The sequence below is a fragment of the Coprococcus sp. AM100_B19A genome (assembly GCF_027662015.1).
Taxonomy (GTDB): domain Bacteria; phylum Bacillota; class Clostridia; order Lachnospirales; family Lachnospiraceae; genus Allocoprococcus; species Allocoprococcus comes.
In genome coordinates, this window is sequence record NZ_JAQDKN010000007.1 from 39,245 (window position 1) to 53,775 (window position 14,531).

A 14,531-nucleotide genomic window follows, 5' to 3' on the forward strand; every position below is an offset into this window, starting at 1 on the left:
AAATTGGAGAGAATGGATGATAGAATATTTTGAGCAGCTTACACAGGAAGAACAGGAAGATCTGACAGATGTGATCAGGCTTCTCTATAGACAGACATTTCTTCTGGAGAGGAAGTTTGACAAGCGTGCGGGCAGACTCCAGTATCAGAGAGAGTACCGTATCTGCGAAAAGCACATTGATTTTCTGAAAATGTATTTCCAGATTGCCGGCATTACGTTATGCGAGAATGTACATCTGGGTCTGATCTATATTCAGGATGAGATGGTCTGGGGAGAAAAGCTTCCGCGTCTTGCGACTATTTACATATTATTGCTGAAACTGATCTATGATGAGCAGATGGCATCGGTTTCGTCGAGCAGCCAGATTGTGACAACCTTGGGGGCACTCAACGGAAAAGCAGGAGATTTTCGCGTGCTTCGCAGTATCCCGTCACCGACCGAGATGAAAAGAACTATTGCCATGCTGAAAAAATACCAGCTGATCGAGCCATTGGATGTACTGGAAGAGTTAAATGAAAGTACAAGACTTCTGATCTATCCGTGTATCCATGCAGTATTGCAGGGAGATGCGGTGAGAAAAGTTCTGGAATCATTTGGAAGCAGCCGGGAAGAAGAGGAGGAGACTCTTGGAGACATTGGATAACAGGCAGCCGTTCTGGGCGATTTCAAAAATCTGCCTGAACAACTGGCATTATATAGACAGAAAAATACTGACTTTGAGTGAAGGGATCAATTTTTTCACCGGGCATTCCGGAAGTGGAAAATCAACGGTTATCGATGCAATTCAGATTGTGCTCTATGCTAACACGGACGGACGTGGATTTTTTAATAAAGCGGCAGCAGATGATTCCGACCGTACCTTGATCGAGTATTTGCGCGGAATGGTAAACATCAGTGAAAATAATGAGTCCCAGTATCTGCGAAATAAGAATTTTTCCAGTACGATTGTGATCGAGCTGGAACAGACGAGAACCCATGAGAAACAGTGCGTGGGCGTTGTATTTGACGTGGAGACAGCAACAAATGAGATCAACCGCCTGTTTTTCTGGCACAGAAGCGGTCTGCTTGCGAATGCTTACCGGGGAGAAAAGAGATGTCTTTCTACTGTGGAAATAAGAGAATATCTGCAGCGTACCTTTGGTGAAGAGGCATTCTACTGTGGACCGAGCAATGAGCGTTTCCGCCGTCAGCTTTATGATGTGTATCTGGGCGGATTGGATAAAGAAAAGTTCCCACGTCTTTTTAAGCGGGCAATCCCGTTTCGGATGAATATCAAGCTGGAAGAATTTGTAAAAGAATATATCTGTATGGAACAGGATATCCAGATTGAGGATCTGAAAGAAAGTATCATGCAGTATGGCAGAATGCGCAGCAAAATTGAGTCAACGATGGAAGAGATTGAGGAACTGAAGAAGATCGATGGAATCTATCAGGATTTTGATGATAAGCGAGAAAAAAGCAGGGAATGTGACTACCGTCTTACCCGTCTGGAAATGCTCCGGCTTCAGGCGGACATCCAGGGACTCCATGATAAGATTAAAACCAGAGAAGAAGGTATCAAGGTACAGGAGCATACGAAAGCCGAGCTGATGCGCCAGAGTGGAGAACTGCAAAAGGAGCATGAGGAGCTTTTACTTCGTCTGAATAACAGTGGTTATAAAGCACTGGAAGCAGAACTTGCAGGACTTAACGAGACTCTGGAACATCTGGGAAAAAGCAAGGCGAGTCTCACAAAGACAGCACAGAGACTTGCAGCATGGAAAGAACAGGAGATTACGTCCAACCAGACAATCTGGGATATTGATAAATTTGAAGCCGGTACGATTTCGGAGGGCGAACTTACAAGGCTGAAAGAAAATATCGCACAGATGCGTGCGGAGATCGAAGAAGAACGTCGGGATACGGACAGTACACTTCGTCAGATCAAGAAAGAAGAACGGGAAGCTAAAGAAGAGCTAAAAGAGCTGAAACAGGGAAGAAAAGCATATCCAAAAGAGCTAGAAGAAGCAAGGCTGGAATTGCAGAACCGGTTGCAGGAGAATTGTGGAAATTTTGTTTCCGTGCAGATTCTCGCAGATCTTCTGGAAATCCGGGATGAAAGATGGCACAATGCAGTGGAAGGCTATATGGGAAATAATAAACTTCTGCTGATCGTAGAGCCGAAGTACGCAAAAGCGGCAATGGATATTTATCAGGAGATGGATAAGAAGAAATTCTTCCGTGCTGCAATTCTGGATACGGAAAAGGTTATGGAAGAAGAGCACATTGTCCGGCAGGGCGCTCTTGCAGAAGAAGTAAAAGCAAAAGAAAAATACGTGCAGTCTTACATCAATTTCTTTCTTGGTAATGTCATGAAATGTGAGAACATTGAGGAACTCAGGGAGTGCAGGATTGGTGTGACACCGGACTGTATGCTGTATCACAGCTATCGTCTGCAGCATATTAATCCGGAAAATTATATGAGACGTGCTTATATCGGAGAGATTAGTCTCCGTCAGAGGATCCGGCAGCTTCAGAAGCACTGTGATGAGCTTCAGGAGAAGAGGCTTCCACTTGCGGCACTTGTGGAAGAGGCAAAGAAACTTCTGGAACTGGAAGCAATGCCACTTCCGACAGAGGATTATATCAGCCAGATCCTGGATGCAAAGGCGATAAAGGGAAAAGAAACCCGTAAGAAAGATTTACTTGAAAAGCTGCAGAAACTGCGTGCAGAATCAGTCGATACTCTGGAAGCACAGATGAAAGAAGTGCAGGAAAGACGGGATGCAAAGCAGAAAGAGATCACGAAGACAGAGAAAGAAATCTGGAAAAACGGGGAAGAAATCGAAAAATTCAGAAACAGTATTACAGAGTCGGAATTTGCACTTTCTGGAATCCAGAAAGAATTTCAGGAAAACGAAAGGTTTGAAAAGCAGTTTGAAGAGTATCTGGAAGCACAGAAAAGCAGAAACTATATTTATTTAAAAGAGGCAAGTGCAAGGCAGCTGCAGCAGCTTGGAAAGAAAAAAGAAGAGATCTATCAGGAGTTGGTGGCAGCCCGCAGTGCTTATACCAAAAAATATACGCAGCGTAATTTTTCAGTGGTAGAAGAAGATAATAAGGTTTATCAGGAGCTTCTGGAAAGCCTGTCGTGTGATAATCTGGAAACCTACCGGCAGGCAGCGAATGAACAGGCAAAGGCAGCGGTCGAGCACTTCAAGGATGACTTTGTTTTCAAGATCCGCAGTGCGATCCGCGAGGCCTACCAGAGAAGAGATGAGCTGAACCGGATCATCAGTCGGCTGGATTTCGGAAAAGATAAGTACCAGTTTGTGATCACGAAGAATAAGGGTGCAGACGGAAAGTACTATAAGATGTTTATGGATGATACCCTGCAGATCAATCCGGCACAGCTTTCAGGTTCTATTGAGAACCAGATGAATCTGCTCACGATGGAGCATGAAGAAAACTACGGTGATATGATGAATGAACTGATCGGCATATTTATCCCACCGGAAAATGCTACCCATGAGGAACTGGAAGAGGCGAAGAAAAATATGGACAAGTACGCGGATTACCGTACTTATCTTTCCTTCGACATGCAGCAGATTGTCCAGGGTGAGGAAGACATGAAAATCGGTCTTGGCAAGATGATCCGTAAGAATTCCGGAGGAGAAGGACAAAATCCTCTTTATGTTGCACTTCTTGCAAGCTTTGCACAGATTTACAGGATCAATCTTTCCCCGAAAATCCACAGGAATCCGACACTCAGACTGGTCGTTCTGGATGAGGCATTTTCAAAAATGGATGCCGAGAAGGTGGCAAGCTGTATTGCGCTGATCCGTGGACTTGGTTTCCAGGCGATCATCAGTGCCACAAATGATAAGATCCAGAATTATCTGGAAAATGTTGATAAAACCTTTGTATATGCCAACCCGAATAAACGGCATATATCAATTCAGGAATTTGAAAAAACCGAGTTCGCACAGCTTGCGGATGAGGAAGAACAGGGGTGATAGAAAATGTATCTGGTAGACAGGATTATAGAAAGATGTGAGAACAGCAGCCGTGACTGGCGGGAAGGAGCGACTGGAGGGAGGACCCTTCGGATCACACAGGAGGATTATGATGCCTGTGGGAAAGAAGAGCTGATCGAAGAGGTGCAGCGCCTGGAAAGAGCAGGACTTGTGACTGTGAAAAAATGGGTTGTTCCGGACAGTGATGTAGAGCTTGTGGCATATCAGGTGGAGCATCTTCCGGATTTTTACCGTCTTGCAGACAGCGAAAGCGGAGAAGAATACTGGCCGAAGCAGGCGAAGGTAAATTATTATATACGTATGATTGACCAGGAGCTTTCGGAAGGCTTTCAGAAAGAATGGATCGAGAATTATCTGGAAAAGCTGAAAGAGCGGATCACAGAAGGTGATCTGCCGAAAAATATAGAGAAGCTGGAAAAATATCTGGACTGTTACCGGGGACTGGACTCTCTGGAAGAACCGATGATGAAGCGGATTTTCAGTAAACGCTATCTGAAGGACAGCAAGATCTTCGAGCGGGAGATGGAACGAAATGTGGTGACGGCTGCAAGGAGATATTGCCCGGAGATTACGGCAGATATGGATATCCAGACGGTTCTGGAGCAGCTGCTGATCGAAGAAAATTCCCAGGAACTGGCAGTTAAAGGACCGCTTAAACTGAAGATCTGGAAAGGATCAGAAGCAAAAAGAGTGGATCTTTCCGATTTTACATATGGAGTTGTGCTGAACAGCCAGACAGTCAAGCATGCAATGGTTGAGGTAGAGCAGCCGGCACTGAAAAAAATCGTGACGATCGAGAATAAGACGAATTACCTTGCGATGGAATATGATCCGGAGATCCTTTATATCTACAGTCATGGATATTTTTCACCACTTGAAAGAGAATTTCTGAAGAAGCTGCAGAGAGTGATCGAAGGGAAAGACGTGGAAGTATTCCACAGCGGAGATATGGATTACGGTGGAATCCGGATTTTTGAATATATCCAGAAGCATATTTTCCCGGGAATAAAGCCATTGCAGATGGATGTGGAGACCTACGAGAAATACGAAGAATATGCGAAAACAATCTCGAAAGAGACGATGGAAAAGCTGGAAAAGGTAAATGTTCCACTTTTAGAGGAGTTAAAAGAAAAGCTTCTTGAAACCGGAAAGGGAATCGAACAGGAAAGCTTCCTGATTGAAGAATAGAGTACAGTGCATAAGGGAAAAGTGCGGCAGTGAAAAGAAAAAGACCAGAATGCCCTGGTAGTGGGGCGGGTTCTGGTCTTTTTGTGTATACGATGAGCCAAGTGCAGATTTGTGCTTGCACAAGGATCTGCATTTGACGAATGTACATCATCGAGCTGTTAAGCGAGGTGATGTACAAAGTATAAGAATCGAGTAGGAGTCAGCCTACTCGATTGTAGTGCGATGATCCATGTGCAGAAGGGTGTCTATACTGTCAATGAAAAAATGACAAAATTAAAATCCTTCTACAAACTGGTCAAGTACATGTGGAAGAAGCTTGTCGCTGTATGCGGTGAGAGAATACTTGCCTTTGCATAATGCCCAGTCATAAAGAACAGCACGTTCGTACATTGCATAAATCTTCAGAAGTTCATCAGCAGTACTGGTGCCGTTGAATTCTCCATTTTTCAGTGCAGTGCTGATTGTCTCAGTGAGCCACACGAAATAGTAACGATCGTTTTCAAGAAGGGAGCGCTTATCTTTGGTGATCAGCTGGGACGAGTAGAGGGAGGCTAAAAGCCCGACATCGACACTGGTCTCAATCATATGAAATAGTTCATGGTTAAAAAATAACAGCTTGTCATAAGCGGAAAGATCCGGATCTACGATTCCTGCAAGCTCTTCATACTTTTCGTCAAACAGATAAGAAAGTGTGTTGAGAAGAGCTTCTTTTCCCTTAAAATAGTGGTAAAAGGTTCCTTTTGAGGTCTTAGAAGCCGAGATGATCTCATCAACAGTGGTCTGTTCATAACCATGCTTGTAGAATAGATTCCACGCGGCTTTTATGATACGGCTTTTGGTGGAACTTCTTTTCTTTGGCATGAAAATTCCCCTCCTTTGAAAATAGTAATCTTTTTTTATTATAGCAGAATGGACATGAAATAACAAGAAAGTAATTTGTTTACAAAAAAAGAAGACAAAGCCATATACATAGCTCTGTCTCCTGAAAGATTATGACTTAACGGCCTACTTTGAAGCCATATTTTAACGGATCATCTGGATCGATCACATAAGTAGATTCCCCTGTCAGATAAGCACTTCCGGTAATCTGCGGAATAACGGCATCATAGTCGGCAACCTTTGTAGTGTCTAAGATTACGCCTTTGAACTGAGAGCCGATAAAGCTTTCATATACGAAAGGCTGTCCAACTTTGATCTCACCTTTTTTGTAAAGGGTGGCGAGCTTTGCGCTGGTTCCGGTTCCGCAAGGAGAACGGTCAGCCATATGATCTCCGAAGATAACGACATTACGTTTGTCACATCCAGGAGTATCGGTAGAGCAATAAAGCTCTGCAAGGTCGACAGTTGTGATATCAAGTTCCGGATGCCGAATCTCTACTTCAGCATTGACCTTTTCAATCAGCTTCATACCGAAATCGGTAAGCTGTGGGATTGACTGTGGATCTACGTGCCATCCGAACTGTTCGATATCAACAAGTGCGAAGAAGCTTCCGCCGAAAGAAATATCATAGTGAACTTCTCTGCCATCAACTTCTGTGGTGAGGTTTTCTTTGTAAAGGAAAGCCGGTACATTAGTAAGTGTTACATTAAGTACCTTTCCATTTTTGACTTCTGCTTTGGTACGGATAATTCCTGCAGGAGCATCCAGAACAACTTCTGTATAAGGTTCTACGGCAGGAACAAGTCCTGTTTCGATGATTGCTGTAACCGAACCGATTGTTCCGTGACCGCACATATTCAGATATTCTCCAGTGTCCATGAAGATTACACCAAAATCAGCTTCCGGGTGGATCGGATCTGTCAGAAGCGCACCAAACATATCATGATGTCCACGTGGCTCAAACATCAGAGCCTGACGGTATTTGTCGTAATGCTTTGCAAGAAAGTTCTTACGTTCGATCATGGTATCCCCTTCAAGCTTCGGGAAACCTGATGTAATGATTCTTGTAAATTCCCCAACTGTATGTGTGTCAATCGCATGGAAAGATGCCTCAAATGCGTCAAGATTCAGTTTTGGATTGATTTCCATTTTTAATATTCCTCCTTAGTTGAAAGACCAGACCAGAGTCTAGTATGCAGTTCAGTTTTCTTTAAAAATATTATGTACGAAAATACTTGAAAAGTCAATGGTAATTTGCTATAATGAATAAGCTTGATTGGAATAATCAATATATGGGGGTAGATGGATAACTGGTGTGTCTCCTGGTCTTCAAAACCAGTGTGGGGCGTTAGGAGCGTCCTGGGTGGGTTCGATTCCCACATGCCCTCGCCAAAAAGAGAGGTTTTTGGGCGAAAAGCCTTAAAAAGATAAAGAGAAAAGCTGCTGTATTGTTTTAGGGGAAACAGTACGGTGGCTTTTCTTTTTTGACGTAAATCCTCTTGACCAGAATACTTATAGATAATGCGGATAAGTAAAATGAGAAAAAATAGACAATCTGTAAAAATCAGACAGAACCGATGAAAAAAATAAATAGATTATATATAAAAAAGATATTGAATTTTCAAGTAAAATCATATAGACTATAGTACAGATCAATCACTAGACTAGATTCTAGTATTGAGTCCAACATGAAAAGTGAAAATCTATAAATGCTATTGAAAAAAATATATCTATTTGTTAAACTATAGTCAAATACGCGTAGGACAAGATAAGATATAGATTTCGACGTAGAGGAGAAAGGAAGAGAAGAGACATGGCAAACTTACAGATTTTGCTGCGTCAGCATGTAGGAGCTCCTTGTGCACCGGTTGTAAAAGCCGGAGACAGAGTAGAAAAAGGGACTCTGATTGCAACACCGACAGGCCTTGGAGCTAATATTTTTTCAAGTGCATATGGTGTGGTAGAAGACGTACTGGAAGACCGTATCATCATCAAGCCGGATGAAGAACAGAAGGATGAATATGTAAAGATTCCGGAAGGCAGCAAGCTTGATATGGTAAAAGCGGCAGGTGTTGTCGGAATGGGTGGCGCCGGATTCCCGACAGGTGTAAAACTCGGAACAGATCTGCAGGGAGGATATATCCTTGTAAATGCAGCGGAGTGTGAGCCTGGACTTCGTCATAACATTCAGCAGCTGGAAGATGACTGTGCGAAAGTTATCCGCGGAGTAAAACACTGCATGGAGATTTCCAATGCATCAAAAGCTATTTTTGCAATTAAGAAGAAAAATGAAAAAGCAGTAAAGGCACTGCGCGAGGCATTAAAAGATGAAGAGGCGATCACGATCCACTTACTTCCGGATATTTATCCGATGGGAGAAGAACGTGCGGTTGTAAGAGAATGTCTTGGAATCGAACTGAATACAACACAGCTTCCGTCAGCAGCGAATGCAATTGTCTGTAATGTAGAAACTCTTGCAAGAGTTGCGGAAGCAATTGAAGAGAGAAAGCCATGCTTTTCTAAGAACCTTACTGTTATCGGTAAGATCAATGGAGGTAATGAGCCACATGTATTTATGGATGTACCGGTCGGCACAAGCGTTGGGGAAATGATCGAACGTGCCGGTGGTATTGATGGTGTATATGGGGAAATCATCATGGGTGGTCCATTTACCGGACATGCTACTACAGAGGATGCACCGATCACAAAGACAACTGGTGGAATCATTGTTACAATTGATTTCCCGGATCTTCATGGTGCAAGTGTAGGTCTTTTGGTATGTGCCTGCGGTGGTAGCGAAGAACGTATGAGAGATATTTGTCAGAAGATGAATGGTGTAGTGAAATCAGTAGCCAGATGTAAACAGGCAATTGAAAACAAACCGGGAGCTCCGCTTAAATGCGAAAGACCTGGAAACTGTCCTGGACAGGCTAAGAATAATATTCAGTTCAAGAAGGATGGATGCGAGTACATTATTATTGGTAACTGCTCAGACTGTTCAAATACAGTAATGGGATCAGCACCGAAGATGGGACTTAAGGTATTCCACCAGACAGACCATGTAATGCGTACAATCGGACATCCACTTTACAGATATCTGCGTGTTTCAAAACAGGTAGAACAGTTACCGGAAGGTAAATAGATAAGTTGATACCTCACTTCGGTGAGTGTATAAATAGTTAATTGAGTTATTGTTAAATTAACAAGGAGGAAATTATTATGTCAATTACAGCGGAAACCGCAAAAGAACATGCAAAAGATCCTGCAGTATTATGCTGTAGAGCAGAAGGCGGCATTACAATCCAGGCTGCAAACCTTGAAGATCCGGCTATCTTTGATGATCTGGTAGATTCAGGACTTCTGAAACTTGATGGAACACTTACAATCGAACAGGTACTTGGAGCAAAGCTTGTTAAGACCTGCGATTCTCTTACACCACTTACAGCTGATCTTGTTGAAGGCGCAAAAGCACCTGCAGCAGAGGAAGCACCGGCTGAAGAAGCAAAAGAAGAAGTGAAAGAAGAAGCACCAGCAGTTACTGCAAATCCTACAGCAAGTGTACAGAAAGTTGGCGGCGTGTTAAAAATCCACATTGGAGAAGGCAAAGATATCGATATCGAAATGCCGATGGGTTTTAATAACGGTGTTGCAGTAGCGGAAGTACCGGCAGAGGTAGAATTACCGGCAGGCGTGGTTTCAGGCGCAACACCGACAAAAGAGCTGGAACCGAAAGTCGTAAGAAGCGTTACCAGAAAGCATTATAAAATTACAGAAGTAAAGCGTGGACCGGAGACAAAAATCGAAGGAACAACTCTTTACATCCGAGAAGGAATTGAAGAAGAAGCAGTTGCTTCACAGGAACTGGTTCATCAGTTAAAGATTGATATCATTACACCGGATCAGTACCATACTTATTCTAATACAATCATGGACGTACAGCCGATCGCTACAAAAGAGGGCGAAGACGAAATCGGTACAGGTACAACAAGAGTACTTGATGGCGTTATCATGATGGTTACCGGAACAGACGACAATGGTGTTCAGATTGGTGAATTCGGTTCTTCCGAAGGATACCTGGATGAAAATATCATGTGGGGACGTCCGGGAGCTCCTGATAAAGGTGAAATCTTCATCAAGACAGAAGTTATCATCAAAGAAGGAACCAACATGGAAAGACCTGGCCCGCTTGCTGCACATTCTGCAACAGATGTGATCACACAGGAAATCCGTGAAGCTCTGAAGAAAGTAGAAGACGAAAGCCTTGTAGTAGATACAGAGACATTCAATCAGGTAAGAAGACCTGGTAAGAAGAAAGTCGTTATCGTAAAAGAAATCATGGGACAGGGTGCTATGCATGACAACCTGATTCTTCCTATGGAACCAGTCGGAGTACTTGGTGCAAGACCAAACGTCGACCTTGGAAACGTACCGATTATGGCATCTCCACTGGAAGTACTTGACGGATGTATCCATGCACTTACCTGTATCGGACCTGCATCAAAAGAAATGTCAAGACATTACTGGAGAGAACCACTGGTTCTTGAAACTCTCCATGATGAAGAAGTTGACCTTTGCGGTGTTATCTTTGTAGGTAGCCCACAGATCAATACAGAGAAATTCTATGTATCAAAACGTGTTGGTATGATGGTAGAAGCTCTTGATGTTGATGGCGCATTTGTTACAACAGAAGGATTTGGTAACAACCACATCGATTTCGCAAGCCATATCGAACAGATCGGTATGAGAGGAATTCCGGTTGTTGGACTTTCATTCTGCGCAGTACAGGGAGCACTTGTAGTTGGAAACAAATACATGCAGTACATGGTAGATAACAACAAATCTGAATCAGGAATCGAGAACGAAGTTCTTGCCTGCAACACACTTTGCCAGGAAGAAGCAATCCGTGCACTTGCTATGCTGAAAGCTGGAATGGCTGGAGAAGAAGTGAAGAAGGCAGAAAGAAAATGGAATCCGAATGTAAAAGCAAATAACATCGAACTGATTTCAAAGACTATGGACAGAACAATTGAATTGGTTAAGAACGAGCAGTCACTGCCGATGAGCCAGAAGAGAAAAGAAAAATACGATTAAGGTGAATGACTATGAAATATGGCGATAAGATCATCTATATGGAAGGCGTAATCGTAGAGATCCATGATGGATGTGTTGGAATCGATTTGAAGGGACGATTAGGTTATCTGAAAATCCCGATGAGAATGCTGATTACGGATTATCCATTAGTGGTAGGACAGGAAGTTGGATGGAATATGAGTTTTGTCGAACAGCTTGGACCGGACGCCAATGAAAAATATGTTAGTAACCTGCAGACGTATCAGAGACGTCAGGAAGAAATGAAGTCTCATAAGAAGAATGATGAAGTGTAATTATATCAGGAGGAAATAGACATGAGTTTGACCGTTGTTAAAGGACTTCAGTCAGAAATCTTTGTTCCGGTAACTCCGCCGCCAGTATGGGCTCCGGTGAAAAAAGAACTGAAGGATATGACAATTGCCCTCGCCACAGCAGCAGGTGTGCACCACAAGGATCAGAAGAGATTCAACCTTGCCGGTGACTTTACCTGGAGAAAAATAACAGATAAAATGCCGTCAGATGAATTAATGGTATCTCACGGTGGATATGACAACAGTGATGTAAACAAAGACATCAACTGTATGTTCCCGATTGACCGTATCCATGAGCTTGCTAAAGAAGGATTTATCAAAGCATGTGCACCGGTACATGCCGGATTCATGGGTGGTGGCGGAAACCAGGAAAAATTCAAACATGAAACTGGTCCTGCCATTGCAAAGATGTTTGTAGAGGAAGGCGTAGACGCAGTTATCCTCACCGCTGGTTGAGGTACCTGCCACCGCTCTGCAGTTCTGGTGCAGAGAGCGATTGAAGCCGCAGGAATTCCTACAATTATTATTGCTGCGCTTCCGCCGGTTGTTCGTCAGACCGGTACCCCACGTGCGGTTGCTCCGCGTGTTCCTATGGGAGCTAACGCTGGTGAACCACACAACGTTGAGATGCAGACAGGCATCGTAAAAGCAACTCTGGAACAGCTCGTGAAGCTGGATACTCCAGGAAAAGTTGTTCCGCTGCCGTTTGAATATGTAGCGAAAGTATAATCAAATAGTAAAAAGGGGACATCCCCGGCAGGATTGGGGCGAAAGCTCTGATTTGCCGGAGATGTCCTTTTTATTTAACTGGATATTTTGATAAAATTTCCTGTTAGATAAAAGGTGCTATGTGCCTCAAATGTGCCAGGGCGCATTTGGGTTCAATTTAGAATTGAGGATGATTATATGGAGAAAGAAATAGATCTGCGCCGGCTTGTGATCAAAGCTTTCCATATTACTGAGGTGGAAGAAGGCGGAGAAAATAAAGTGACAGCATCTGGAAAGATGACGATCGAGAAGAAAATACTGGATGAAATTTTACCGAAATATCCACAGCTTTCCAAATTAGATGTACAGATTATAAGACCGGGAGAACATGACCGTTATACCAATACGATGATGGATATCATTCCGATATCGACCAAAGTACTTGGAAAGATTGGGGACGGGATTACGCATACGCTCACCGGCGTTTATGTAATCCTTACCGGTGTAGATGAAAACGGAAAACAGGCACACGAATTTGGGTCCAGTGAAGGTAATCTGAAAGAGAAGCTGTATCTGAACCGTGCGGGTACTCCGGGGGATGATGATTATATTGTGTCATTTGATGTTGTTCTGAAACCTGGAATGGGACAGGAAAGAGAAGGTGTACTTGCAGCCCACCATGCCTGTGACGAGTTTATCCAGATTTTCCGGGAACAGATGAAGAAGTTCAGGGGCGATCTCTGCACAGAGAGACATGAGTACCATGATGTGGTTCGCCCGGGGAAAAAACGTGTTTTGATCGTAAAACAGGTTGCCGGACAGGGTGCGATGTACGATACTTCGTTATTTGCAAAAGAGCCTTCGGGAACTGAAAACGGTCGCTCGATCATTGATATGGGAAATATGCCGGTGATCGTTACACCAAACGAATATCGTGACGGAATTATCCGTTCTATGCAGTAGGAGGTGCGATTATGGGAATTGGACCATCGACAAAGGAAACATCACTACACCATTTCAGGGATCCTCTTCTTGATGTGGTATCATCGGATGAAGATCTGGATCTGATGGGAATCATAATTGTTGGAACGCCGGATGATAATACAGATAAATTGCTTGTTGGAACCCGTGCGGCAGTATGGGCGGAAGCTATGCGGGCAGACGGAGTTATCCTGTCGTCCGATGGATGGGGAAACAGTGACGTAGATTTCGCAAATACGGCTGAACAGATGGAAATCAGAGGAATTCCGGTAACCGGTCTGAAATTCAGTGGTACAGTTGGCCAGTTTGTGGTAGAAAATGATCATCTGGGAGAAATTCTGGATATCAATAAAAGTGAAGAGGGCATTGAGACAGATGTACTCGGAGAAAATAATGTGACGGAGCTGGATGCGAAAAAGGTTACTGCAATGCTGAAGCTGAAAATGCGGAAAAATGAGAAGCGTTAAGGTTTTGAAATTTGAAGAAAACTGTCAAAAGTAAAGCTGGCAGGGAAAGAAGATATAGAAAAGTCCTGCTGAGAATCCGGATTCGATATTCGGATTCTGACAGGACTTTTGTTGTTTAATTTTCTGCGGTATCTTCGATAATATGGTTACGGATGATCGCGCGGATACTTTCGTTAAGATATGGCTTCAATTCTTCAAACGACATCGGATCGTTGTCCAGGATCGTGCTGTATGAAGTAGAACTTGCAAGTTCTATGATCAGAAACAGCATAGTTTCCGGCGCACGAAGTTTGATTGTCGGATGATCCAGAAGGATATTACTAAAATATGCAAGAATTTCACCCTCATCATCCTGCGTATTATTGGTGATAGCCTGTCTGAAAATGCCCCAGCTGAGATTCTTAGAGATAAATCTCAGAATCAGTTTATTTTTCTGCATGGCATTTAAAACGTAATCTACAATAAAAATAATCTTATCTTCGAATTCGGGGATGTCGGCTGTCTCCAGAGCTTTGTGTGCTCTATGGAAAAGTCGGCTGGCTGTCCGTGCGATCAGCCGGTCGCGTATCTCGTATTTGTCTGCAAAATATAAATAGAACGTTCCTTTCGCAACTCCGGCCTTTTTTGCTATATCGCTGATTGATGTTTTCTCGATTCCCTGATTCAGAAATAAATCGTATGCGCTTTGAAAGAGAGCATCCATTTTCTGATGCTTGTTTTCATCTACTTTTCCCATGATTCATTCCTCTTTTCCTTTGAATTATCTTTATTATAAAATCAAAATGACTCAGCGTCAACTTTTTTGTAGAAAAATATTGACTTGTGGTCATTTTTGAGTTATAGTAAGTGCGAGCTAGAAAATGACCAGTAGTCAAAAAAGAAGAAGGCA

At 43.2% G+C, this 14,531-nt stretch carries 12 protein-coding genes and 1 tRNA gene; 10 read left to right on the forward strand and 3 right to left on the reverse strand.

The annotated features are described in order from the left end of the window. Nucleotides 1-16: 16 nt before the first annotated feature. The 3 genes from PGQ33_RS08645 to PGQ33_RS08655 are packed head-to-tail and all read left to right on the forward strand — an operon-like array spanning nucleotide 17 to nucleotide 5,204. Nucleotides 17-643: a DUF4194 domain-containing protein gene (locus tag PGQ33_RS08645; protein WP_173687094.1), complete on the forward strand. Its 627-nt coding sequence runs from the start codon at nucleotides 17-19 to the stop codon at nucleotides 641-643. Continuing rightward, nucleotides 627-3,995, forward strand: coding sequence for an SbcC/MukB-like Walker B domain-containing protein (locus tag PGQ33_RS08650; RefSeq protein WP_330663250.1), 3,369 nt, complete (start codon nucleotides 627-629; stop codon nucleotides 3,993-3,995). Before PGQ33_RS08645 ends, PGQ33_RS08650 begins: the two co-directional genes overlap by 17 nt. A gap of 6 nt (nucleotides 3,996-4,001) precedes the next feature. Then, nucleotides 4,002-5,204 carry a Wadjet anti-phage system protein JetD domain-containing protein gene (locus tag PGQ33_RS08655; protein ID WP_195251608.1) on the forward strand — a complete coding sequence of 401 codons (1,203 nt, stop codon included), beginning with the start codon at nucleotides 4,002-4,004 and terminating at the stop codon, nucleotides 5,202-5,204. 273 nt (nucleotides 5,205-5,477) lie between these two features. Here the strand turns inward: PGQ33_RS08655 and PGQ33_RS08660 are convergent, their stop codons facing one another. Next, a complete protein-coding gene (locus PGQ33_RS08660; protein WP_008372489.1) occupies nucleotides 5,478-6,065 on the reverse strand; it encodes a TetR/AcrR family transcriptional regulator in 588 nt (195 codons plus the stop codon). Between the two features lie 136 nt (nucleotides 6,066-6,201). Beyond that, nucleotides 6,202-7,233, reverse strand: coding sequence for a proline racemase family protein (locus tag PGQ33_RS08665; RefSeq protein ID WP_117823717.1), 1,032 nt, complete (start codon nucleotides 7,231-7,233; stop codon nucleotides 6,202-6,204). A 145-nt stretch (nucleotides 7,234-7,378) separates the two neighbouring features. On the opposite strand from PGQ33_RS08665, the gene PGQ33_RS08670 reads away from it, so the two are divergent. From PGQ33_RS08670 to PGQ33_RS08700, 7 genes are all read left to right on the forward strand, one after another. Continuing rightward, a tRNA-Sec gene (locus tag PGQ33_RS08670) sits at nucleotides 7,379-7,476 on the forward strand. Nucleotides 7,477-7,897: 421 nt separating this feature from the next. Further along, nucleotides 7,898-9,226: a proline reductase-associated electron transfer protein PrdC gene (gene prdC / locus PGQ33_RS08675; RefSeq protein WP_008372495.1), complete on the forward strand. Its 1,329-nt coding sequence runs from the start codon at nucleotides 7,898-7,900 to the stop codon at nucleotides 9,224-9,226. Nucleotides 9,227-9,303: 77 nt separating this feature from the next. Further along, on the forward strand, nucleotides 9,304-11,175 hold the full coding sequence (gene prdA, locus PGQ33_RS08680) for a D-proline reductase (dithiol) proprotein PrdA (RefSeq protein WP_008372497.1): 1,872 nt from the start codon (nucleotides 9,304-9,306) through the stop codon (nucleotides 11,173-11,175). 11 nt (nucleotides 11,176-11,186) lie between these two features. After that, nucleotides 11,187-11,468, forward strand: a complete 282-nt coding sequence (locus PGQ33_RS08685) for a CBO2463/CBO2479 domain-containing protein (RefSeq protein ID WP_022220196.1) — start codon at nucleotides 11,187-11,189, stop codon at nucleotides 11,466-11,468. A gap of 21 nt (nucleotides 11,469-11,489) precedes the next feature. After that, nucleotides 11,490-12,215: a D-proline reductase (dithiol) protein PrdB gene (gene prdB, locus PGQ33_RS08690; protein WP_082421153.1), complete on the forward strand. Its 726-nt coding sequence runs from the start codon at nucleotides 11,490-11,492 to the stop codon at nucleotides 12,213-12,215. A gap of 177 nt (nucleotides 12,216-12,392) precedes the next feature. Then, nucleotides 12,393-13,157 (forward strand): proline reductase cluster protein PrdD, encoded by a 765-nt coding sequence (gene prdD / locus PGQ33_RS08695; RefSeq protein WP_118198963.1) that lies wholly within the window; start codon nucleotides 12,393-12,395, stop codon nucleotides 13,155-13,157. Between the two features lie 11 nt (nucleotides 13,158-13,168). After that, nucleotides 13,169-13,642: a glycine/sarcosine/betaine reductase component B subunit gene (locus PGQ33_RS08700; protein WP_055158009.1), complete on the forward strand. Its 474-nt coding sequence runs from the start codon at nucleotides 13,169-13,171 to the stop codon at nucleotides 13,640-13,642. A 115-nt stretch (nucleotides 13,643-13,757) separates the two neighbouring features. On the opposite strand, the gene PGQ33_RS08705 is transcribed toward PGQ33_RS08700, so the two are convergent. After that, complete coding sequence (locus tag PGQ33_RS08705) at nucleotides 13,758-14,378, reverse strand: TetR/AcrR family transcriptional regulator (protein ID WP_118198916.1); 621 nt, start codon at nucleotides 14,376-14,378, stop codon at nucleotides 13,758-13,760. Nucleotides 14,379-14,531: the final 153 nt, after the last annotated feature.